A 23,589-nucleotide genomic window follows, 5' to 3' on the forward strand; every position below is an offset into this window, starting at 1 on the left:
CTATACCGAGATTTGTAACCGAGATTTCTATTCGCCTTTTTGGCCGGGAAGCGGCTTTGTCGAAACGATGTCGTCGGCCTTCACCCAGCCGGGCGAGCCGACTGCAAACCGCGTCTTGGCGCGCGAGGCGAGCTCGCGTGCCGTCTTGTTGTCGCCGCGCAGGAAGGCTGCTTGTGCCGATGCGAGATCAGCTTCCGCATAATCGCCCTTGCGGCCATAGGCCATCGCGAGCTGGCTGTAGCCGAGCGGCGCTTCGGTTTCGCGCGACACCGCGGCGCGCAGGATCGTGATCGCTTCGTCGGTGTAGGCCTTATTATCCGTGGCAACCAAAGCCTGCCCAAGTAACATCTCGATGAGCGGAGCATGGCCCGAGAGCTGGACCGCCTTGCGCAGCGGCGCGATGGCCTCGGCCGGCCGGCCGCCCTCGAGGAGGGCCTGACCCCGCACCTCGTAGAAATAGGGATTGTTCGGCTGGACCTGGATCAGGGTGTCGATCTGGGCGAGGGCGCTGCGCAGGTCGCCGTGCAGGTAGGTCGAAATGGCCCGGGCATAGCGCGCCGGTAGGCTGTTGTCGGTCTGCGGGTAGCGCCGGGCGACGGTGTCGGGCCGCTCCATGAAGGCCGAGATCTTGGCGCGGACCATGTCGTGGCGGAGCTGGAGCGCGGGATCGTCCTTCTTGTCCCAATACGGGCTCTGCCGGGCCAGCCCCTCGAGGGCCTCGACACGATCGGCCGGCATCGGGTGGGACTGCAGATAGGGATCGGCGCCTCGCGCTGCGAACAGGCTCTCGCTGGTGAAACGCTTGAAGGTCTCGTACATGCCCTTCGGCGATTGGGCGGTCGCGGTCAGAAACTTGACGCCGGCGCGGTCGGCGTTTTCCTCCTGTTGGCGCTGGTAGGACAGCAGCGAACGCCGGATCATCTCGCCGGGGCCGGCGAGGGCTGCGGCACCGGCATTGGCGAGCCCGTTGCCGGCACCGCCGCGTGCGCCCATCGCAAGCGCACCGGCGCCGAGCACGGTGGCGATGATCATCTGGGTCTGCGCGTTCGCCAGTTGCTGGCGCAGCTTGGCAAGATGGCCGCCGGCCAGATGGCCGGTTTCGTGGGCCAAGACGCCGATCAGCTGGTTCGGCGTCTCCGACTGCATGATCGCGCCGTAATTGACGAAGATGCGGCGGCCGTCGGCAACGAACGCATTGAAGGACGCGTCGTTGATGATGACCATCTGAATGTTCTGCTTCTCAAGCCCCGCAACGCGAAGAATCGGGCGCGTATATTCGCGCAGCAGTGCCTCGGTCTCGGTGTCGCGCAGGATCGGCGGGCCCTTGCCCTGCTGGGCGGCGGCAGGCATCACGGTTACGAGCGCCATCGCGCCGGCGACCACGGCGGAGATCAGGCCGGAAAGGTTCTTGCGAAGCACGATACGGAGCAACATCAGGCGATCTTTGCAATTGGCGCGGGGCTCGATACGGGCTATTGCCCACCAAACCGCGGAATGCGGCTCAACTGCGGCGCAAAACACCTGTCCCGGCACGCGCCGCCAGGTTGAGAAGCCGGGTCAGAACAGCCGGGGTCAATAGCAGATATCCATGGGCGACGCGACACTCACGAGACAAATGGAACAGCGGATTGCCGGCTTGCTGACGCCTTCGCGCCGCAGCGAGGTTCCGCCGTTCATGGTGATGGATGTGATGGCGGCGGCCGCGCGGATCGAGGCCGCCGGCGGCCATGTCATCCACATGGAGGTCGGCCAGCCGGCCGCACCGGCGCCCCGGGCAGCGATCGCCGCTGCCCATACCGCGCTGGAAACGGCGCGGATCGACTATACCTCGGCCCTGGGGATCAGTTCGCTGCGGGAGCGGATCGCGCGGCATTATCGCGAGACCTATGGCTGCGCGGTCGATCCGGCCAGGATCGTGATCACCACGGGATCGTCGGCCGCATTCATCCTGGCATTTCTCGCCATGTTCGAGCCGGGCGACCGTGTCGCGGTGACGGTGCCGGGCTATCCGCCCTATCGCCACATCCTGACTGCGCTCGGCTGCGAGCCGGTGCTGATCGAGACCACAAGCGAGACGCGCCATGCGCTGACCGGCGAGGCACTGCTTGCGGCGCACCGCAAAACGCCATTGAAAGGCGTTCTCGTCGCCAGTCCGGCCAATCCTACCGGTACGATGATGTCGCGCGAGGCTTTGGGGGGCGTGATTGGCGCTGCCCACGATGCCGGCATCCGCTTCATCTCCGACGAGATCTATCACGGGTTGGACTATGCATTTCCCGCGGTGACCGCGGCCGAACTCTCGCCCGATGCGCTCGTCATCAATTCGTTCTCGAAGTACTTTTGCATGACGGGATGGCGGATCGGCTGGATGGTGGTGCCGGACACGCTGGTCCGCCCGATCGAGCGGTTGCAGCAGAATCTCGCGATTTCCGTGCCGACACTGTCGCAGATCGCGGCCGAAGCCGCGTTTGATGGCCGGACCGAGATGGACGCCATCAAACATGGCTATCAGGAGAATCGCCGGATCCTGATCGAGGGGCTTCCGAAGGCGGGACTGACGAAGTTTCTGCCGGCCGACGGCGCGTTCTACCTCTATGCCGACGTCTCCGGCTTCACCTCCGACAGCTTCGAATTCACCAAACGAATGCTGGAGGAAATCCACGTTGCGGCGACGCCGGGGGTCGATTTCGACCCCATTCATGGCCGCAGCTTCGTGCGTTTTTCCTATGCACGATCGGCTGACGACATGCGGGAAGCCGTGGCGCGGATCGCGCGCTGGCTGGCCTAGCCCTCCAGCGACGGTAGCTCGCTGCACCTCCTCGGCCATTGACTCCGGCCTGACAATTTGCGTGAGGTGGAATGAACGAGGGCTGGCGGAAGCCAGCCTGGATGAAGCTCACGGAAGGGAGAACGAAGCGTTATGGGGGCAGTTACGGGAACCGCAGCGCAGGCTGCGCCGCAGCTGGCGGCGAAGAAGCCCTGGTACAGGATACTCTATGTCCAGGTCTTGATTGCCATTGTCATTGGTGTTGTGGTCGGTTGGTTATGGCCTAATGTCGCCACCAACGAGTGGGTCAAGGCCCTCGGCGACGGCTTCATCAAGCTGATCAAGATGGTGATCGCGCCGATCATCTTCTGTACGGTGGTCTCGGGTATTGCGCACATCCAGAGCGCGAGCAAGGTCGGTCGGGTCGGCATCAAGGCGCTGGTCTATTTCGAGATCGTCTCTACCTTCGCGCTCGTCCTCGGCCTGATCGTTGGCAATCTGGCTCCGATCGGGCACGGCCTTGCCGCCAAGCCGGATGCTGCCGCTGTGGCCAAGTATGTGACGCAGGCGGAGTCCCAGAAGACCGTCGACTTTATCCTCAACATCATCCCCGACAGCGTCGTCGGCGCGCTTGCCCGTGGCGACATCCTTCAGGTGCTGTTGTTCGCGATCCTATTCGGCTTTGCGCTGATGGCGCTCGGCGAGCGCGGCCACCGCCTGCGCGACGTGATCGACGACGCCGCGCACGCGGTGTTCGGCGTGATCGCAATCGTGATGAAGGCCGCGCCGCTCGGCGCCTTCGGTGCGATGGCCTATACGATCGGCAAATTCGGTCCGGCAGCGCTCGGCAACCTGATCGGCCTGATCGCGCTGTTCTATATCACCGCCGCCTTGTTCGTGGTGATCGTGCTTGGGCTGATCGCGCGCTTCATCGGTTTCAGCATTTTCAAGTTCATCGTCTATATCAAGGACGAGCTCCTGATCGTGCTCGGCACGAGCTCATCCGAAAGCGCGCTGCCGCAGCTGATGGAGAAGCTGGAGCGGCTCGGCTGCTCGAAGCCGGTGGTCGGCCTGGTGGTGCCGACCGGCTATTCCTTCAACCTCGACGGCACCAACATCTACATGACGCTGGCGACTCTGTTCATCGCCCAGGCGCTCGGCGTCGACCTGAGCTTCGGCCAGCAGCTGACCATCCTGGTCGTTGCGATGCTCACGTCCAAGGGGGCGAGCGGCGTCACCGGTGCGGGGTTCATTACGCTTGCGGCCACGCTGTCCGTCGTCAGCCCGGCGCTCGTTCCGGGCATGGCGATCGTGTTCTCGATCGACAAGTTCATGAGCGAGGTGCGCGCGCTGACCAACATCACCGGCAACGGCATCGCCGCGGTGTTCGTGTCGTGGTGGGAAGGCGAGCTCGACCATGAGCGCCTCCTGAAGCGTCTGAACCAGGAGATCGATCCCTCAGACGTCGAGACTGCGGTTACCACCGGCTAAACTCTGCTCTGTTCAGGACTGCACGAAAAAACGCCCGGCCAATGGCCGGGCGTTTTGCTTGTCAGGAATTCTCAGTCGGGCCGCTCGGTTACTGTCCGCCCCCGAACCTCCGCGACCACCAGCCGACACGGCGTGGCGCAGGTGTCTCCGTCGCGGCTTCCGGTGCCGGCGCCTCCGCGGCAGGTGCAGGAGCGGCTTCGGGCGGCGCGCTCGCGCCGGCATCGACGATCGGAGCAGGGGACTCCTGCTTCGGTTCGGCGAGGAAGCTGACCTTTTCGCGCACGGTCGAGCGCCGCGGCGCCTTCTCGGATTCGGTCTTCTGTGGCTCGGCCTTCTCCGGCTCCGACGCGACCGGCTGCTCGGCAGGCTCGGTCGCGGCCGGGCGGATCTCCGCCGTTACAGCGGCAGAGATCGGTTCGGCGCCCGGCCCCTGGGGCAAGCTCGAGCCGTTGCCGTCGAAATCTGCGACCGCACCTTCGACCTCGGAGGCCACGGGCGGGTTGAGCTCGTCGGCAATCGAGGCTGCGAGTCCATCGTCGCCACCGCGCCGGCGTCGCCCACCGCGCCGTCCGCGGCGCCGCGGCCGACGTTCGCCGCCGGGCTGATCGCCCTGCGCCTCGCCCTGGGCGAAAGCGGGCAGCTCGTCGGCTTCCTCGTCGTCGGCTTCGGAATCTTCGGCCGTCAGCTCCGCGGTCTGGCCGGCCTCGAGCGGATGCACCGCGACGGTGCCCTCGTCGGACTGGGTCTCTTCGCGCGGCGCCTCGCCGCCTCCGCGGCCACGCCGGCGCCGGCGCCGACGGCGCCGCGTTCCTTCGCCAGCAGCGGCGTCACCGGCGGCCGCCTCGTCGGACAGTCCTTCGGTCTCATCCGTCTCAACCTCGGATTCGGTCTCGATATCGAACGGCTCGTCCTCATCGTAGACCTCATCCACGACCATCGGCGCGGAGGCCTGCGCCGCGACAAGCGCCTTGGCCGCTTCGAGCGTATGCACCTGCTCGCCACGATCGATGATGAATGACTGCTGCCCGCTCACGGTGGGATCCGCGATGATCGAGAGCGTGACCTTGAAGGTGTTCTCCAGGTCGCGCAAATGACCGCGCTTATGGTTCAGCACATACAGCGCGACTTCGGTGCGCGTGCGGACCACCAGATTGTGGGTCGCGCCCTTCATCAGGGCTTCTTCGAGGCTGCGCAAGAGCTGCAGCGCGACCGACGACACCGATCGCACATGGCCGGTGCCGCCGCAATGCGTGCAGGGCTCGGTCGAACTCTCCAGCACGCTGGCGCGGATGCGCTGGCGCGACATTTCCAGCAGGCCGAAATGAGAGATGCGGCCGACCTGGATTCGCGCTCGGTCCTGCCGCAGGCAGTCTGACAGCTTGCGCTCGACCGCGCGGTTGTTGCGCTTCTCATCCATGTCGATGAAGTCGATGACGATCAGGCCGGCGAGGTCGCGCAGCCGCAGCTGCCGGGCGACTTCCTCGGCGGCCTCGAGATTCGTCTTGAGCGCGGTATCCTCGATGTGATGTTCGCGGGTGGCGCGGCCGGAGTTGACGTCGATCGAGACCAGCGCCTCGGTCTGATTGATGACGATATAGCCGCCGGAGCGCAGCTGCACGGTCGGCGTGAACATCGCATCCAGCTGGCTTTCGACTCCCATGCGGGAGAACAGCGGCTGGCCGTCGCGATACTGCTTCACCGCCCGCACATTGGACGGCATCAGCATCTTCATGAAGTCGTGCGCCTCGTGATAGCCGGCCTCGCCAGCCACGAGGATGTCGTCGATGTCCTTGTTGTAGAGATCGCGCAAGGAGCGCTTGATCAGCGAGCCTTCCTCGTAGACCAGCGTCGGCGCCTGCGACTTCAGGGTCATGTCGCGGACGGTTTCCCATAGCCGCAGCAGGTACTCGAAGTCGCGCTTGATCTCCGGCTTGGTCCGGTTGGCGCCTGCGGTGCGCAGGATGACGCCCATGCCCTCTGGCACGTCGAGATCCTGCACGACCTCCTTCAGGCGTGAACGATCCTGCGCCGAGGTGATCTTGCGGCTGATGCCGCCGCCCCGCGCGGTGTTGGGCATCAGCACCGCGTAACGGCCGGCCAGCGACAGATATGTCGTCAGCGCCGCACCCTTGTTGCCACGCTCTTCCTTGACCACCTGGACCAGCATCACCTGCCGGCGCTTGATCACTTCTTGAATCTTGTACTGCCGGCGCGGTCGGAAGGTGCGTTCCGGCACCTCTTCCAGCACGTCGTCGCCGCCGACGGACTCGACGAGTTCTTCCTCGGCTTCTTCGCCGTCCTCTTCCTCGTCGTCATGATCATGGGCCGCGCCATTCTCGTCCTGCGGAACGATGGTGACGCCGCTACCCTCGTGCTCGGTCACCAGTTCGGCGTCGGCCGGAGCGACCTCATCGGCGTGCTCGTCATGGTCGTGAAGGTCGGTGCGCTCCACGTCGCGCGCGCGTTCAGTTTCGCCCTCGTAATGCTCGGTTCCGGGAGCGGTCGGAAGGTCCTCAGACGGGACGACGGGGACTTCGGAAGACGCCTCTGCCTCGGCGTGTTCGGCGGCGTCCGCCGCTGCCACAGGCGAGAGATCGTCACGATCGTCATCATGACGGTCGTCATCGGGATGATCATCATCGTGATGGTGATCGTCATCGGCATGATGGTCGGTCGCGGGTGCCTCGTGGGGCTGGGCTTCGCTGAAGCCATGAGCCTGCGCGCTATCGGAGTCGTCGTCGCCGTAGCTCTCGTCATGGGTGCCGAAGTCGCCAGGTGAGCCCTGCGCCTCGTACCCCTCGGGCTCAAATCCCGCGGCCTCGTGCGCATGCGATTCGAGATCATGGCCTTCGGTCTGCGGCAGCCCTGACGCGGTGTCGGCTCCTTCGATGATCTCGCTCTGAACGCGCTCACCGCTGCCGCGCCGCCGCGAACTGCGGTGGCGATTGCGTCGCCGGCTGGCCCGGTTCTCGTTTTCCTCCTCGGCCTCGCGATGCGCGCGCTCTTCCGCTTCGATCAGCGCTTGCCGATCGGCGACCGGGATCTGGTAATAATCGGGATGGATTTCGCTGAATGCGAGAAAGCCGTGGCGATTGCCGCCATACTCGACGAAAGCGGCCTGCAGCGAGGGTTCGACCCGCGTGACCTTGGCGAGATAGATATTGCCGCGCAGCTGCTTGCGTTGGGCAGTCTCGAAATCAAACTCCTCGACGCGGTTGCCGCGGACGACGACCACCCGGGTCTCTTCCGGGTGGGTAGCATCGATCAACATCTTGTTGGGCATATTGGAACTCTTGAAGGCGACGGACGCGGTTGGCCGCGAGCGCGTGGCGCGCTGTCGGATGACGCGACGGTCCACCTGATTCGGGGGTGAGGGGAAGACCTAAACGCCTGACGTTGCGCTGTGCCGAAGCCGGAACCTGCGGAGTAGTCCGCCGAACGAGGACTTGGCCTCGGATCGGAGCGGCTGTTCCGCTGGTCTTGGTCGGCAATACAGTATGGCGCATCAAGCGTCGGCCCGTCTGAACACGTGGGCGGCATTGGGTGCCGCCGGTCTCCTGCTGAAGGCCAGATTGCGCCGAAACGCTTGCCTTGGAATTCGATACCGACCCCGTCCGGGGCACAATATCGGGCTATGCCGTGTCTGGCGCAGCACCTCGGGCGGCTCGAGAATGAGTGGCCCTGGGAACCGGCCCCGCTCGGGCTTGTCACCGGCCCCGACTGAACCGCGCGGGACGCGCTGGCTCCGAAGAGGAACGGAAGGTCGCTGGAAGCTTCGCGGATTTCGATCAAGTCGAATACGAAGGCTCCGGCGTTGCACCGGGAGGCTGAACGCGACACAACCGGCAGTAAGTATATGGGTCTTCAGCCCCTTGTTCTTACGTGGATTATCGAGTGGGTGCAAGGGAAGCCGTCGCTGGTCCGCAACAATCGCCTCAATTTAAGGGAAATGACAGAAGTAGCGATTTAACCCTGTGGTTTGATTGCGCTAAAGAGATCGCGCGGAGGCACGGAATCGTTGGCTGACCGGGCAAATCAATCCTTTTGGCTGGGATGCGCATTGCTGTGCGTCACGGAAATGTTATGTGCTGTGCCTACCCGGGTACAGGCGCAGACGGCTGTGCCGCCCATGCAAGCGGCTCTGCCGGCTGTCCAGGCTCCGGCCTTTCCGATCGTTTCGGACGCCCGTTTGGCGGGCGATTCCCGGCAGACGCGGTTCGTGCTCGATTTGGACAAGGCGGTTCCGTTTCGAGCCTTTGTGCTCGGCGACCCTTATAGGGTCGTGGTCGATCTCCCTCAGGTCAGTTTCCATCTTCCGACCGGTTCGGGTACCGCCGGCCGCGGTCTGATCAAGGCATTTCGGTATGGCTTGGTCCTGCCGGGGGGCTCGCGCATCGTCTTCGATCTCACCGGTCCGGCCCGAATCGCCAATGCGTCCGTGCTTGATTCGGCGAACGGACAGCCGGCGCGGCTGGTGCTGGAACTGGAGGAAGTCGATCAGACCAGTTTCGCACAGTTGATCGGGACTGAAAGCCGCTCGCAGCCGAGGGCGAATGTCGCGGATGCGGGCGCAACCGCCACCGCACTGCCGCCCGGCACTCCGCCCGCAATTCAGGCCCCTGCGGCCACGACGCCGGCCGCGCCGCCCGGACCTCCCGCGCCGCCCGATGGCAGGCCCGTCGTCGTGATCGATCCCGGCCACGGCGGCATCGATAACGGGACCCAGACCGGCGAAGTCCCGGAGAAGAACCTGGTGCTGGCTTTCGCCCAGGCGCTACGCGATCGGCTGGAGAAGACCGGCAAATACCGCGTGGTCATGACCCGCGATGATGACACCTTCATTCCGCTAGGGGACCGGGTGCGCATCGCGCAGAAGCAATCGGCCGACCTGTTCGTCTCGATTCATGCCGATGCGCTGCCCCGCGGCGAAGGTGATGCCCAGGGCGCCACGATCTACACGCTATCCGACAAGGCCTCGGACGCCGAAGCCGAGCGGCTGGCGGAAGATGAAAACCGCGCGGATGCCATCGGCGGCGTCAATCTGACCGAGGAGCCGACGGATGTCGCGGACATCCTGATAGATCTGGCTCGGCGTGAAACCCGAACCTTTTCCAACCGTTTCGCCCGCCTTTTGATGAATGACATGAAAACTGCGGTGCATATGCATAAGAGGCCACTCAAATCCGCAGGGTTCCGAGTGCTCAAGGCGCCCGACGTGCCCTCTGTGCTGGTCGAGCTCGGTTATGTCTCCAACAAGAGCGACATGGGCAATCTGATCTCCGAAAGCTGGCGTTCCCGCACCGCTGACGCGATGGCCCGCGCGGTCGATTCGTTCCTGGCCAAGCGCATCGCCACCGCGGCCGGGCCGCGTCCTGAGACCAAGACGCCCGCCCGGGCAAAGCCCTAGTTTGGCCACAGCCGCCGCCCTATAAGCGTACCGCGAGGCAGTGGGAATCGAGAAAGATTCAGCCGCGTGGCAGCACTGCAGCGAATGCCAGATCCGCCACGCTGGCGAACTTATGGTAGGCTTGCCCGTGCAAGGTTCCTGAACGCGGCTCATGCGGCATCATTGCCGCCGAATGATTCTGACCAAGGCGCCCTTGGAGGCGCTGCATGTTCGAGCCGAGAGTCGAACGAGAGTTGAAACGGATATTGCCGATGCGCTTTCTGGTGCGGTTTTTGGGCTTCCTGTTCGCCGCCGGGACAGTCGTTTTTCTGGTGGGAGTGGCCGCGGTCGCCGGACTGATTTGGCATTTTTCCAAGGACCTGCCGGATTATTCGCAGCTCCAGGATTACGAGCCGCCGGTCATGACGCGTGTCCATGCCGTGGATGGTTCGCTGGTCGGCGAATACGCGAAGGAGCGCCGGCTCTATCTGCCGATCCAGGCGGTTCCCAAGCTGGTCATCAACGCGTTCCTCGCCGCCGAGGACAAGAATTTCTATGAGCATGGCGGCATCGACTTCACCGGCATGGCGCGCGCCGCTGTCGTCTACGCCCAGAATTTTGGCTCGAACCGCCGTCCCCAGGGCGCCTCCACCATCACTCAGCAGGTCGCCAAGAACTTCCTCCTGACCAACGAGGTCTCGTTCACCCGCAAGATCAAGGAAGCGCTGCTGGCGATGCGCATCGAGCGCACCTATTCCAAGGACAAGATCCTCGAGCTGTATCTGAACGAGATCTACCTGGGGTCGGGTGCCTATGGCGTGGCGGCTGCGTCGCTCGTCTATTTCGACAAGTCGGTCAACGAACTCACCGTCGCCGAGGCGGCCTATCTGGCGGCTCTGCCGAAGATGCCGGGCAGCCTGCATCCGATCCGGAACCATGATCGCGCGATCGAGCGTCGCAACTACGTGATCGATCGCCTCCTCGAGAATGGTTGGATCAAACAGGCCGACGCCGACAAGGCGCGCAAGGATCCGCTGACGATTGCCAGCCGCAACACCGGCGCCCACATCTTTGCCGGCGAATATTTCGCCGAGGAGGTCCGTCGCGACATCTTCGAGCGCTATGGCGAGAAGAAGCTCTACGAGGGTGGGCTGTCGGTGCGCACCACGCTGGATCCAAAGGTCCAGGTCATGGCGCGCAAGGCGATGGTCGCAGGCCTCGTCAAATATGACCAGGAGCAGGGCTGGCGTGGCCCGGTCAGCAAGATCGACATCTCCGGCGATTGGGGGGTGAAGCTCGCCGACATCAAGTCGCTCGCGGATATTTCGCCGTGGCGGATGGCGGTGGTGCTGGAGACCAGCGACCAATCGGCGCGAATCGGCTTTCAGCCTGGCCGCGAACTCGGTGGCGCCGTCAGCAAGGAACGGCAGACCGGGCTGATCACGCTCGATGGCGTGAGGTGGGCACGCGCGGCATCCGGCACGCGCAGGACGCCGACCGCGGTCACGCAGGTGTTGCAGCCCGGCGACGTGATCTACGCCGATCCACTCTACAAGGAAGGCAATCCGGTCGAGGGGCAGTACCGCCTGGAGCAGCTGCCAGAGGTATCCGGCGCGATGGTCGTCATGGATCCGAACACCGGTCGCGTGCTGGCGATGGTCGGCGGCTTCTCTTTTGACCAGAGCCAGTTCAACCGTGCGACCCAGGCCTATCGGCAGCCCGGTTCGTCGTTCAAGCCGATCGTCTATTCGGCGGCACTCGACAACGGCTACACGCCGTCGACGCAAGTGGTCGACGCGCCGATCGAAATCGATCAGGGGCAGGGGGCCGGGATATGGCGGCCGGAGAATTTCTCGTCCGGCAAGTATCTCGGACCGACGACCCTGCGCAATGCGCTCCGGCTGTCCTTGAACACGGTGACCGTGCGGCTGGCGCAGGACATCGGCATGCCGCTGATCTCCGAATATGCCAAGCGCTTCGGCGTCTATGACGAGCTGCCGAACTATCTATCCTATGCGCTCGGCGCGGGCGAGACGACCGCGATGCGGATGGTGACGGCCTATTCGATGATCGCCAATGGCGGCCGTCGCGTGAAGCCGACCCTGATCGACCGTATCCAGGATCGTTACGGGCACACCATCTTCAAGCACGATACCCGGGAATGCCGCGGCTGCGACGCGCCGGACGGCTGGCACAATCAGCCCGAGCCGCAGCTCGTCGACCGGCGCGAGCAGGTGCTGGACACCATGACCGCCTACCAGATCACCTCGATGCTGGAGGGCGTGGTCAACGCCGGTACCGCTACGGCCCTCAAGGAGGTCGGTAAGCCGATCGCCGGCAAGACCGGCACCACAAACGAGGCCAAGGATGCCTGGTTCGTCGGCTTCTCGCCGGACCTCGCAGTCGCAATCTATATGGGCTACGACAAGCCGCGCCCGCTCGGTCGGGGCAATGCCGCAACGGGCGGCCATCTGGCGGCACCGATTGCGCGCGACTTCATGAAGCTCGCGCTCGCCGACAAGCCTGCGACACCGTTCAAGATCCCTGCGGGCATCAAGCTCGTCCGCGTCGATTCCAAGACTGGTATGCGCGCAGGCCCGGGCGACACCGGCCGCACCATCATGGAAGCGTTCAAGCCGGGTACGGCGCCGCCGGATAACTATTCGGTCATCGGCGTCGCCGATGCGGACCAGCGCGGCGGCATGCCGTCTCAGAGTGGCGGGCAGCCTGACACCGGCAACTTCTTCATGCGTCCGGGCACGGGCGGGCTGTATTAGCGCGTGTGAAACCCGCCGTTCGGCGGCGCACGGAGATTGCGCTTTGCGCCGCGCACCGCTACATCCCCACAAGAATTGTTGCTGCGCCTCTCGGATATCCCGTGGAGGTGCAGCTTGAAGAGAGCGATATGCGCGCTGAAATCGAGAAAATTGTAGAAGAGATCAAGCAGTCGGTCGGGCTGCTGAGGAGGCATCTTTGACGTCGAAACATCGACGGCAAGGCTGGCTGAGCTGAACAAGCTCGCCGAAGATCCCAATCTCTGGAACGATCCGCAGAAGGCCCAGAAGCTGATGCAGGAGCGCACCTCGCTGGAGGACGCGCTGAACGGTATCGGCAAGGTGGAGCGCGACCTGAAGGACAACGTCGACATGATCGAGCTCGGCGAGGCCGAGAATGATGACGGCGTCGTCGCGGAGGCCGAGGCGGCGTTGAAGGCGCTGAAGAAGGAAGTGGCGCGGCGGGAACTCGAAGCGCTGCTGTCCGGCGAGGCCGACCGCTTCGACACCTATCTCGAAGTTCATGCCGGCGCCGGCGGTACCGAAAGCCAGGACTGGGCGCAGATGCTGCTGCGCATGTACGCGCGCTGGGCCGAGAAGCACGGCTTCAAGATCGAGTATCTGGAAGAATCGCCCGGTGAAGAGGCCGGAATCAAATCCGCCACCATCCAGATCTCCGGCCATAACGCCTATGGCTGGTTGAAGACGGAAGCCGGCGTGCATCGGCTGGTTCGAATCTCGCCGTTCGATTCGAACGCGCGGCGGCATACCTCGTTCTCGTCGGTGCAGATCTTTCCGGTCATCGATGACAGCATCAAGATCGACATCAAGGAATCCGACGTCCGCACCGACACCATGCGGTCCGGCGGTGCTGGTGGCCAGCACGTCAACAAGACCGAATCGGCGGTGCGGCTGACTCATATTCCGACAGGGGTCGCGGTGGTCTGCCAGGCCGGCCGTTCCCAGCACAAGAACCGCGCCCAGGCGTGGGACATGCTGCGCGCCCGCCTCTACGAGATCGAGCTGAAGAAGCGCGAAGAGAAGGCCGCGGCCGATCAGGCTGCGAAGACCGAGATCGGCTGGGGCCACCAGATCCGCTCCTACGTGCTGCAGCCCTATCAGATGGTGAAGGACCTGCGCACGGGCGTGCAGACCTCTGACACGGCAGGCGTGCTCGACGGCGATCTCGACGAGTTCATGGCCGCGACCCTGGCGCAACGTGCGTTCGGCACCACGCCGGGCGCCGCGGTCGAGGACGTCGACTAGGCAATGCCGCGCGTCGCCTTCATCGGGCTCGGCCGCATGGGTCGTGGCATGGCAGGGCGTTACATCGATGCCGGCTTCGATGTTGCGGTCTGGAATCGCAGCAAGGCCAAGGCAGAGGATCTGATCGCGCGCGGCGCTCGCTGGGCGAGCTCGCCCGCAGACGCCGCGACCGACGTCGATGCGGTCGTGACCATGGTCGCCGATGACGAGGCTTCGCGCTTGGTCTGGCTCGGCCCGAACGGTGCGGCGGCGATGATGAAGCCCGGCACGCTGGCGATCGAGTGCTCCACGGTCTCCTATGACCATGCCCTGCGGCTGTCGCGAGACCTGAATGGGCGCGGTGCAATCTATATCGACTGCCCGGTGACGGGGCTGCCGGATGCGGCCGCCAGCGGCAAGCTGACCTTGCTGGTGGGCGCCGATGCCGTCGCTCTCGACCGAGCCCGGCCGTTTCTCGCGCCGATCGGATCGACGATCCGGCATTTCGGCCCGGTGGGCTCCGGCTCGGTCTACAAGCTCATCAACAATCTGATGGGGGCGATCCAGATTGCGGGCCTTGCCGAAGGGCTTGCGATCGCCGAACAGGCCGGCCTCGACATGAAGCTTGTGCTCGAGGCTGTTCAGAGCGGCGTGACTGCGAGTCCGCAGGTCCTCCGCCATGCGCCGCGAATGATAGCGCGGGACTTTTCCGACGCGACCTTCACCGCTGCGCTTCGTCACAAGGATGCCGCCTACGCGTTGCAGCTCGCCGAGCAGCTGCTGCGCGAACCGCCACTCGTAACGCGGGCCGCGGTGGAGGCCTACGCGTACGCGACTGCGGAGATGCCCGACGACGACGAAGGCCGCATGATCGAACTCATTTCGCAGCCGAAGGCCTAACGGCGCGGACATCGAGCTCTCCACCGCGCATACCAATCCGAGAACCGGCCTCCGTCGCGTTCGCCGCCGTGGCGGACGGCGAAGGTGGTGCCATCGCTCGCCACCATGATCACGGCATCCAGCCCTTTGGCGCGGCGCAAGGTCTCGACCGCCTGTTGCGGCGTCTGCGCGATCGGGCCCGCGACGTTGAAAGACGTGTTGACGGACATCTCGACGCCGGCATGGCGCCCCATTGCCTTCAGATAGGCGTAGGTCAGCGGATCGTCGCGCTCGTGCACGATCTGGATGCGTCCGGTACCGTCGGCATGGATCACAGCCGGGATATTCTCGCGCGCCTTTGGTTTCGCATGCGCCGTCAGCACCATGTAGTTGTAGGCATTGTAGTCGGCGTCCGCGCAGCCGTCCTCGAGCACGAAATGGTTGCGCGCGGCCTCCAGCGTCGCCATCGGTGCCAAGGGGCGGATGGCCTCGCGATACTTGACCCGTGCATTGAGCCGCTCACGGGCGTCGGGATCGCAGGGATTGGCGAGGATCGAGCGGTGGCCGAGCGCGCGCGGACCGGTCTCGCCGGCGCCCTGGTAGAGCGCGATGACGCCGCCCTGTGCGACCACGAAAGCCATGAGGTCGGCCACCGCTGCGCGGCCGTCCGGCGTTGCGACTTCGCCGATCTCTTCCGCTGTGACGTCATCGGCGCGAAGGGCGGCTTCGATCTCCGCGCGGGCCGGCGGCAGGCCGCAATAGAAAGCATGGCTGAGCGCTGCGCCGCGCGGCGCGCCCGCCAGATGCGCAAACAGCCAAGCGGCCCCGATCGGCACGCCGGGATCGCCGGGCACCGGCGGCACCCACAGATGGAGCCGCGCTTCGCGACCTTGTGCCGTCGCGAACCACACCGCATCGAAATGTTCGAGCAGCCGCATATTGCCGACCGCGTTCAGTGCGACGCCGCCGGTCAGGATCAGCCGATGGGCGCCGGTCGTTCGCAACAGGTGATCCACGACGTGGACCATCGCATCCTCGAACACGAGCTGCGTGGCGGCAGCCTTGTCGAGCCGCTCTTGCGTATCGGCGCGGTGCTGGATGTCCTCGACGCGCAGCACGGCATCCGGATTCCACAGCTGCGACGGCTTCAGCGGCTCACCGAGGATCTCCGTCAGGGCAGGGTGATAGGGCGCTTCGAACGGCGAGGCGTACCAGCTGGCGAGCGCGCGGTTGAGCCTGATCTCGCCGCCATCTGCCAGCACCAGCACGTCCCTGAGCCGCTGATAGTAACGATTGCTGGCGCGATCCATGTTGCCCCAGGCGGCAGCGCCCATGTAGCGGCCCTCGCAGGAGAGCCAGGTCCAGCCGCCCTGGGTCGAGGCGATCACGCTGTAGAAGGCGCCGAGCGAGTCGAACACGCTGTCATTGCTATAGAGCTTTCGCATCGTGCCGGCCCGCCCCTCATAGAGCGAGACTGAGCCGCGATCACCGGTGCCGTCGAGCACAGCGATGGCGACCGGATCGTCGTCGGCGGCAAAGGGCGAAGCGGCATAGGAGAACCAGGCGTGGTTGTCATGATGCGGCATCATGATCAGCGGCACGCGTTCGCCAAGGCCGAGCTGCTTGGCCAGGATCTTGGGCGTGCGTGTCATCTGGTCCATGCGGCGGGCGTCGAAACCGGCGGCTTCGGTGGTGCGGAGCAGACCCAAGCTCTGCGGCGCTTCTTCCAGAATGGTGCGGGCCAGGGTGCCGGCGAGCGCCGGATAATCCCACGTCGTCAGCCAGGCGAAGATGTCGGAGACGTCGCGGCCCATGCCGCGCAGCGCCGCGATCATGGCGTCGATCGATGCGCGCGGATATTCGCTGGTGTGCTTGTTGCCGGAGAAGCGCTCCTCCTCGTTGTTGAGGATCAGCCGCGGGCCGTTCGCCTGTGTGACCTCCACGAGCGCGACGCCGGAATTGTGTGTCCCGGCCGGCCCGAGGCCAGCGAGATAAAGCGTCTCGCCGCGCGTAAGCCGCTCGTGCGCCTCGGCAAGACGGGCCTCCGCGAAGGCCGAGCCGAGCCGGTGGAAGCCGGCCCGGGCGAACAATCTCGTGGCCAGCCATTCCGCTGCGTGTCCCGCAGCGGCACCGAGCCGTGGATGCTTCGGCCCGATCCGCCGCATCACGGGCACGCGGGTCGGCTCATTTGGTGCCGAACATGCGGTCGCCGGCGTCGCCGAGACCGGGCACGATATAGGCGTGGTCGTTCAGTCTCTCGTCGATCGCCGCGGTCCAGATCGGGATATCCGGGTGCTCGCTCTGAAACTGCGCGATGCCTTCGGGCGCGGCGAGCAGGCAGACGAAGCGGATGTCGCGCGCCCCACGCGATTTCAGCAGCGCCGCCGCGGCGCAGGCGGAATTGCCGGTCGCCAGCATCGGGTCCATCAGGATCACCGTGCGGTCGGAGAGGTCCTGCGGCGCCTTGAAGTAGTATTCCACCGCTTCCAGCGTCTTGGGATCGCGATAGAGCCCGATATGGGCGACGCGCGCCGACGGCAGCAGCGCCAGCATGCCGTCGAGGAAGCCGACCCCGGCGCGCAGGATCGGCGCCAGCGTCAATTTCTTGCCCGCGATCTTCGGCGCCTTCATCGGCGCGAGCGGCGTTTCGATGTCGACCAGCTCCAGCGGCAGGTCGCGCGTCACCTCGTAGGCCAGCAGCATGCCGATCTCGTTCAGGAGCTCGCGGAAGCCCTTCGTCGAGCGGTCGCGCTCGCGCATCAAGGAGAGCTTGTGCTGGACCAGCGGGTGATCGACGACGTGGAGATTGGCGGCTGTCATGGAATATGACTTACCGGCTTTCGCGCAAGTGCGCCAGCGGCGTGGCTGCGGCTGAAATCAGCGTGCCGCTACCGGGGCAAATCCCGCCCAACCGCGTCACGGCAGCACCTCGCTTCGGCCTTCGAGCAGCGCCTCGGTCTCGCGGCGGCGATCCGCCAGCAGGCCCGCGCTGGCCGCCTCGATCAGGTTGAGCAGCACCTGCGCGTCGTTCAGGCGCGGCAGCGCGACGTAATCGGCGCCGGCGTCGTAGAGGTCGTTGACGTCGGCGAGCAGGTCGGCGGTGGCGACGATCTTGGCGGTCCTGTTGATGCTGCGGACGTGCCGCACCAGCTTCTCGTTGCTCGCGCCTTTGAGCAGCGAGTCCGGCACGCTCAGGATGATCAGCTCGGCCTTGCCGACGCCGGCATGAACCAGCGTGTCGGCATTGCTGATGTCGCCATAGGTCACCTGGATGCCGCGCTCGGACAAGGTCCGGAAGACCAGGGGATTGAAATCGATCACGCCGATCTGCTCGAGCAGGGCGGGCTGGTTGCGCTCGATCTCGGCCAGGAGCGCGCTGGCCGTGCGGTAGAAGCCGAGGATCACGATTGGCCGGCCGTTGCCATGGCCGGCTTCGTCGCCCGTCTCATGATCCTGCGCGTGATCCAGATCGCGCAGGCCCAGCCGCTTCAGAAGCGGAATCGTCCGGCGGACGATCGGGTCCGAGCGCACGATCACGAAGGTCGACAGCACGGCGAGCACGACGAAGGCAAACGAGGCCGCGTTCGAGGTCGCGCCGCGCAGATGGCCGGCGGCGACGCCGGTCTGGATGATCACCAGCGAGAACTCGCTGATCTGCGCCAGGTTGAGCGCCGGCAGCAGGCTCGCGCGCAGGCCCTGGCGCATCAGATAGAGCGGGGCAAAGGTCGAGAGCAGCCGACTTGCGACAGTGAACAGCGCAACGACCAGCGCCAGGCCGACGACCGACATGTTGGGAACGGGGATGGTCATGCCGAGCGCGACAAAGAATAGCGTGATGAAGAAGTCGCGCAAGGTGGTCACTTTGGCGGTGACGTCCAGCGCATAAGGGAATGTCGACAGCGACACGCCGGCGACCAGCGAGCCCATCTCGCGCGACAAGTGCAGCCGCTCGGCGATCTCGCCGATCAGGAAGCACCAGGCCAGCGCGCCAAGCAGGATCAACTCCGGACTGCGGGCGACGCGATGAAACAGCTGCGGCAGCACGTAGCGGCTGAGCAGCAGCGCGATCGCGACGAGCGTTCCAGCGCGCGCGAATGACAGCAGGACCACGCCGATCTGCAAATTGTCGAGGCTCGGCTGCACCGCCAGGAACAGGATCGCGAACACGTCCTGCAGCACCAGAACGCCGAGCGTGATGCGGCCGGGCAGGGTGTCGAGCTCACGCTTCTCGTACAGCACCTTGACGATGATCACCGTCGAGGACAGCGCGCAGGCCACGCTCAAATAAAGCGCATCGTAATGGCCCTCGCCCAGGCCCATGCCGATCGCGATGAAGAACAGGAGTCCAAGCAGGGCGCCGCCGATGATCTGCACGCCGCCGGCGAGCAGGATCACCGGGCCGGCGCGGATGATCTTCTTCAGGTCGATCTCCAGCCCGATCATGAACAGCATGAAGATCAGGCCGAGCTCGGAGATGACGGAGATCGATTCCTGGGACTTGACCCAGCCGGTTCCAAATGGACCAATGACGAAGCCCGCGATCAGATAGGCGAGAATCGACGGCTGCCGCGAAAACTGCGCAGCCAGCCCCAGCCCCCACGCAAACAGGATGCTGAGCGTGATGTCCCCAATCAGTTCTTGCATGAATCCGGCCTCACCGCGGCAAACTAGGCGAGGCCGCATTACGCTGAAATGGACAATATGTCACATGCGCATGAAGCTCTGGCTGATCCTGCTTCTGCTGCCGGCTTCGATGGCTCACGCCCAGACGGCAGATCTGAAGCAGACCTTTGCGGCTTCGCTGACCCAGGTTCCAGCGGAGCCGCAGACCGTATCGGGCGCGCTCTATGTCCCGGTGTATTCCAGCGTGGCGATGACGCCGGGCAAGGTGAACGCCGATTTTTCGGTGACCCTGAGCGTGCATAACGCTTCGGAAGCGATGCCGCTCATCCTCAAGCGCATCAGCTATTTCGGTACGTCCGGAGCGTTGGTGCAGGCCTATCTGCAGGAGCCGATTGCAGTGAAGCCGTTTGCCACCGTCGAGATATTCATCCCCACCAAGGACGTTCGCGGCGGCACCGGGGCCAACTTCGTGGTCGACTGGGCTGCGACCGGTCCGATCGCCGAGCCCGTGGTCGAGGCCTTGATGATCGGCAGCCTCGGCAGCGGTCATTACGCCTTCATCAGCCAGGGCCGCCCGATTCGCACCGTGGGCGGCGGCCGGTAAGCCGGTTTGGACGAGCAGAGCCATCATTCGACGAAACGCGCCAGATTCTCCAAAGACGACGCCATGCCGAGCTCGTGGTCCGTGCGGCCGATTCCGATCGGCACGTTTTCGGCAAGGATCGAGACGAGCGTACCGTCCGCCGCCGGCGTAAGCGACCAGGTCATGGTCATCGTGCCCGCGAACTCCGGCCGGTCGGAGACAAAATCGATCGCCTGCACGATCCGCTTTCCCGGCACGAGCTGCAGGAAACGACCCCGGACGACGTCCTGGTGCGAGGAGGATTTGCCCGGAGCGGCAGCAAAGGTCAAAACAAGCTCGAAGCTGCCGCCTTCACGCACATCGAACTGCCTGATCTCGCCTCTTGCCCCCTCGGGCGGAAGCCAGCGTACCAAGCTCTCCGGCTTGATGAAGGCCTCATAGATCGCATCCTCGCTTGCCCTGATGCATCTGGAGACGCTGTGCCTCCGGTCGATCTGCGAAGCGCCATTCATGAGTTTGCTCCGGGGCTAAGGGCTGAGCTCAAAGGACGAATGAGTACGGCTGCGGCCGACATCGGAGCATGCTTGGTCAAACGTGGCATATCTGCCGGAACTCGATTTGACTGGCGAGCAAGAGCAATATGGGCGTGCAAAAACACGTCCCGCGGCGCCGCGCGCCCGAGTTATAAACGAAGCCCTCGGGGAGAGGGCGCAGGGAATGCCGGGTGAAGGCCTCACCCATGGCCCGCCTGCAGCAAAAAAAGCAGGCGGCAGTCACCACAGGATCAGCCGGATCATCCGGCATTCCCTGCGCGATGGGTTACGACTTATACGCGATCTCCCCGGTGCGCCGGGCTTTTTGGCCACCGTATTGCGACAATGCGCGTTTCCGCGCGTTGCGCAGGCATCAGCGTCGGGATGCCAGGACCACGCGACTTCGCCGTCCGCATCGACAGCCGTTCGTCCAACGGCATCAATGCGTCCACCGCATCCCGCGCTCAACGTCCGTGACGACGCGTACGCCCCTCAGTGAGGCGGGACGGGAAGAGTATACATGATTTCTGAAAAAACGAAAGAGAAATTTGTGGAATTGACCTGCCTTCGTGAGGCACTGGCTTTCCTTGGAGCCAAGCGCTCGTTTGAGCAATCATCGATTGCATGCCGGCGTATGCGCGTCACGCCTCGTGCAGAAGACCCGAGTCGGGGTGTCATGATCGTCGTGACCGGGACTTGCACCTTTGCTCGCGCAACCGATCCGTCCGCTGAACGACAATCTGCACTGCTCTCGCAGCACAGGTGGTTTGATCTTTGTCAAACCGAAGAAAGCCGGGAACTATAGTTTCGGGCTCAAGGGCGAGCGGCTTCCGGAGCGCGCGAATTGAGCGGGCGGTACGACACATCCATTGATCGGAGCCGCGAGACGCAGCGCCAGCAACTGGCGGCGACTGTCTGTGCCATCGCCCTGGCGTTCAACACTCTGTTGAGCATCGTTCTTCCGTTCGGGAGTCCGCGCACGGACTTCGCGGCTCGCGCGCTGATGAACGGCTGGAGCCTGATCTGCTCGGCGGCCGGGCCGATCGTCGTCGATGCCGACGGCCATCGGATCGCCGACGACGGGGCAGGCGAGGCCTCCGTACATGCACCCTCCTGCCTGTTCTGTCTTCCGCTCGCCGACGGTCATGCGGCGCTCGCTGCGGCTGCGGGCCTTCCAGCTCCGCTTCGGCACGCGCTGGCGCTGCATCTGAAGCCTCGCGCGATGGTGGTCGTCGCGACATCAACCGCCTCTCCAGCCTGGCCGCGCGCTCCACCTCAGCTGTCTGTCGGATAGCCCGTCTCGCATTGCCGCCGTCGACGAGGCGACGTCACGTGCGACGGGCCGCGCCATCCCATCGGTAAAGACAAGAGACACGTCTATGTCATCGAACCGCATCTCGGCCAGCGCCGACGCGGAAGCCCAAGCTGTTGTCGTGAGGCAGCGGCGACGGGTTCCACCCTCAGCGAAGGCCCGGTCGCGCCGATCGCCACGCGCCTGGCCCGTGCTCGCCTCCCTGCGCGACTTCGCACTCGCGGGTCTGCGCCCAACAACGCCGCTGCAACGCACGATCGTTGCCGCGCTCGTCCTCAAGCTCCTCGTCGTGCTCTCGATGCAGGCCTTCGTCGCCTTCGACGGGCCACGCACCGCGAGCTCCGACCGCGCGATCGCGCGCGTGATCGGCGTCGAGCAACCTCAACCCTAGAGAAGGCTCTCATGTTGGATCTCGATCCCACGAGTCTCGCCCGACTTCAGTTCGGGCTCACGGCTCTCTATCACTTCCTCTTCGTTCCTCTCACGCTCGGCCTGTCCTTCATCCTCGTGATCATGGAGACGAGCTATGTCATGACCGGCCGCGAGATCTGGCGCGACATGACCAAATTCTGGGGCAAGCTCTTCGGCATCAATTTCGCCATGGGCGTTGCGACCGGAATTACCATGGAGTTCCAGTTCGGTACGAACTGGGCCTACTACTCGCATTATGTCGGCGACATCTTCGGCGCGCCGCTGGCGATCGAAGGCCTAATGGCCTTTTTCCTGGAATCCACCTTTGTCGGGCTGTTCTTCTTCGGCTGGGACCGGATGTCGAAGCTCGGCCATCTCGTAGTGACCTGGCTGGTCGCGATCGGGTCGAACCTGTCGGCACTGTGGATTTTGATCGCCAATGGCTGGATGCAGAATCCGGTCGGTGCCGCGTTCAATCCCGATACGATGCGGATGGAGCTGACATCGTTCTACGATCTGATGTTCAATCCGGTCGCACAATCGAAGTTCGTCCACACGGTGAGCGCCGGTTATGTGTGCGGTTCGATTTTTGTTTTGGCGATCTCATCCTGGTATCTGCTGCGCAAACGCCACATCGCCTTCGCACGGCGCTCCTTCATCGTCGCCGCCTCCTTCGGACTCGCGTCGGCGCTGTCGGTGGTCGTGCTCGGCGACGAAAGCGGTTACACGGTGAGTGAGAACCAGCGCATGAAGCTCGCCGCCATCGAGGCGATGTGGCAGACCGAGCCGACGCCGGCCGCCTTCACGGTCTTCGCCATTCCCGATCAGGAGAGCAGGCAGAACCACTACGAGATCCAGGTGCCGTGGGCACTCGGCCTGATCGCCACACGTTCGCTCGATCAGAAGCTGCTCGGTATCGCCGATCTGGTCCGGGACAACGAGAGGCGCATTCGCGACGGGCTCGTGGCTTATAACGCGCTCGATGCCCTGCGCGCTGACCGGACCAACCAGGCCGCGCGCTCGGAGCTTGCGGCGCATGCCAAGGATCTCGGCTACGCGCTACTGTTGAAGCGCTATGTCAGCGATCCTCGCAAGGCCGACGAGGCCACCATCGCCAAGGCCGCCTGGAGCACGGTGCCTCATGTCGCACCGCTGTTCTGGTCGTTCCGGGTCATGGTCGCGCTCGGCTTCTACTTCATCGCGCTGCTTGGCGCCGCGTTCTGGTCGGCAAGCGGGCGCAACTTCGAGCGGCGCTGGCTTTTGCGTGCGGCGGTGTGGTCATGGCCGTTGCCGTGGGTCGCCGCAGAACTCGGCTGGATCGTCGCGGAATATGGACGGCAGCCCTGGGCGATCGACGGCGTGCTGCCGACCGGCCTGGCGTCGTCATCGCTATCTCTGCCGCAGGTTCTGTTCACGCTGACAGGCTTCGTCCTGTTCTATTCAACCTTGCTCGTGATCGATGTGATGCTGATGCGCAAATATATCGGCATGGGGCCGGTCAAGGCTCTCGCGCCGCCACCGGCGGCCGCCGCCGAACATCCCGCCGCCGCAGTGTCCGCCGCCACGCCCGCCGAATGAGGCTAGA

17 protein-coding genes are annotated in these 23,589 nt (G+C 64.6%); 11 read left to right on the plus strand and 6 right to left on the minus strand.

Annotated elements, in window-relative coordinates; all coding sequences use genetic code 11:
- Positions 1–27 precede the first annotated feature (27 nt).
- Complete coding sequence (locus QX071_RS16630) at positions 28–1,434, minus strand: M48 family metalloprotease (protein ID WP_315703727.1); 1,407 nt, start codon at positions 1,432–1,434, stop codon at positions 28–30.
- A 154-nt stretch (positions 1,435–1,588) separates the two neighbouring features.
- Between QX071_RS16630 and QX071_RS16635 the strand changes: the two genes are divergently transcribed.
- Entirely contained in the window at positions 1,589–2,788 is a 1,200-nt protein-coding gene (locus QX071_RS16635; protein ID WP_315703728.1) for a pyridoxal phosphate-dependent aminotransferase, read from the plus strand.
- 132 nt (positions 2,789–2,920) lie between these two features.
- Positions 2,921–4,258 carry a C4-dicarboxylate transporter DctA gene (gene dctA / locus QX071_RS16640; RefSeq protein WP_315703729.1) on the plus strand — a complete coding sequence of 446 codons (1,338 nt, stop codon included), beginning with the start codon at positions 2,921–2,923 and terminating at the stop codon, positions 4,256–4,258.
- Between the two features lie 88 nt (positions 4,259–4,346).
- Here the strand turns inward: dctA and QX071_RS16645 are convergent, their stop codons facing one another.
- The gene (locus tag QX071_RS16645; RefSeq protein ID WP_315703730.1) at positions 4,347–7,541 is read right to left on the minus strand and encodes an Rne/Rng family ribonuclease; all 3,195 of its coding nucleotides are present in this window, start codon (positions 7,539–7,541) and stop codon (positions 4,347–4,349) included.
- A 735-nt stretch (positions 7,542–8,276) separates the two neighbouring features.
- Here QX071_RS16645 and QX071_RS16650 point away from each other — a divergent pair.
- From QX071_RS16650 to QX071_RS16665, 4 genes are all read left to right on the plus strand, one after another.
- The gene (locus tag QX071_RS16650) at positions 8,277–9,665 is read left to right on the plus strand and encodes an N-acetylmuramoyl-L-alanine amidase (RefSeq protein WP_315703731.1); all 1,389 of its coding nucleotides are present in this window, start codon (positions 8,277–8,279) and stop codon (positions 9,663–9,665) included.
- Between the two features lie 251 nt (positions 9,666–9,916).
- A complete protein-coding gene (locus tag QX071_RS16655; protein ID WP_315704271.1) occupies positions 9,917–12,421 on the plus strand; it encodes a penicillin-binding protein 1A in 2,505 nt (834 codons plus the stop codon).
- Between the two features lie 128 nt (positions 12,422–12,549).
- Positions 12,550–13,684, plus strand: a protein-coding gene (gene prfB / locus QX071_RS16660; protein ID WP_315703732.1) for a peptide chain release factor 2 whose coding sequence is annotated in 2 segments (ribosomal slippage) — positions 12,550–12,618 and positions 12,620–13,684 — 1,134 coding nt in all. Because the reading frame shifts where the segments join, the coding sequence is not laid out codon by codon here.
- Between the two features lie 3 nt (positions 13,685–13,687).
- Positions 13,688–14,563 carry an NAD(P)-dependent oxidoreductase gene (locus QX071_RS16665; RefSeq protein WP_315703733.1) on the plus strand — a complete coding sequence of 292 codons (876 nt, stop codon included), beginning with the start codon at positions 13,688–13,690 and terminating at the stop codon, positions 14,561–14,563.
- On the opposite strand, the gene QX071_RS16670 is transcribed toward QX071_RS16665, so the two are convergent.
- The 3 genes from QX071_RS16670 to QX071_RS16680 all read right to left on the minus strand — a co-directional run bounded on the left by QX071_RS16670 (position 14,560) and on the right by QX071_RS16680 (position 19,186).
- Positions 14,560–16,707, minus strand: a complete 2,148-nt coding sequence (locus tag QX071_RS16670; protein ID WP_315704272.1) for a carbamoyltransferase C-terminal domain-containing protein — start codon at positions 16,705–16,707, stop codon at positions 14,560–14,562. The genes QX071_RS16665 and QX071_RS16670 overlap by 4 nt on opposite strands.
- Positions 16,708–16,726: 19 nt before the next feature.
- A complete protein-coding gene (gene upp / locus QX071_RS16675; RefSeq protein WP_315703734.1) occupies positions 16,727–17,362 on the minus strand; it encodes a uracil phosphoribosyltransferase in 636 nt (211 codons plus the stop codon).
- 96 nt (positions 17,363–17,458) lie between these two features.
- Positions 17,459–19,186, minus strand: coding sequence for a cation:proton antiporter (locus QX071_RS16680; RefSeq protein WP_315703735.1), 1,728 nt, complete (start codon positions 19,184–19,186; stop codon positions 17,459–17,461).
- A gap of 64 nt (positions 19,187–19,250) precedes the next feature.
- Between QX071_RS16680 and QX071_RS16685 the strand changes: the two genes are divergently transcribed.
- Positions 19,251–19,769 carry a DUF3124 domain-containing protein gene (locus QX071_RS16685; protein WP_315703736.1) on the plus strand — a complete coding sequence of 173 codons (519 nt, stop codon included), beginning with the start codon at positions 19,251–19,253 and terminating at the stop codon, positions 19,767–19,769.
- A 23-nt stretch (positions 19,770–19,792) separates the two neighbouring features.
- Here QX071_RS16685 and QX071_RS16690 read toward each other — a convergent pair whose 3' ends face one another.
- Positions 19,793–20,260: an SRPBCC domain-containing protein gene (locus tag QX071_RS16690; RefSeq protein ID WP_315703737.1), complete on the minus strand. Its 468-nt coding sequence runs from the start codon at positions 20,258–20,260 to the stop codon at positions 19,793–19,795.
- Between the two features lie 541 nt (positions 20,261–20,801).
- Between QX071_RS16690 and QX071_RS16695 the strand changes: the two genes are divergently transcribed.
- The 4 genes from QX071_RS16695 to QX071_RS16710 all read left to right on the plus strand — a co-directional run bounded on the left by QX071_RS16695 (position 20,802) and on the right by QX071_RS16710 (position 23,582).
- Complete coding sequence (locus QX071_RS16695) at positions 20,802–21,086, plus strand: hypothetical protein (RefSeq protein WP_315703738.1); 285 nt, start codon at positions 20,802–20,804, stop codon at positions 21,084–21,086.
- Positions 21,087–21,227: 141 nt separating this feature from the next.
- The gene (locus QX071_RS16700; RefSeq protein ID WP_315703739.1) at positions 21,228–21,575 is read left to right on the plus strand and encodes a DUF2946 family protein; all 348 of its coding nucleotides are present in this window, start codon (positions 21,228–21,230) and stop codon (positions 21,573–21,575) included.
- A gap of 208 nt (positions 21,576–21,783) precedes the next feature.
- Positions 21,784–21,984 carry a hypothetical protein gene (locus tag QX071_RS16705; protein WP_315703740.1) on the plus strand — a complete coding sequence of 67 codons (201 nt, stop codon included), beginning with the start codon at positions 21,784–21,786 and terminating at the stop codon, positions 21,982–21,984.
- A 14-nt stretch (positions 21,985–21,998) separates the two neighbouring features.
- Entirely contained in the window at positions 21,999–23,582 is a 1,584-nt protein-coding gene (locus QX071_RS16710; protein ID WP_315704273.1) for a cytochrome ubiquinol oxidase subunit I, read from the plus strand.
- Positions 23,583–23,589: the final 7 nt, after the last annotated feature.

The organism is Bradyrhizobium sp. SZCCHNS1022 (genome assembly GCF_032484835.1).
Classification (GTDB): Bacteria; Pseudomonadota; Alphaproteobacteria; order Rhizobiales; family Xanthobacteraceae; genus Bradyrhizobium.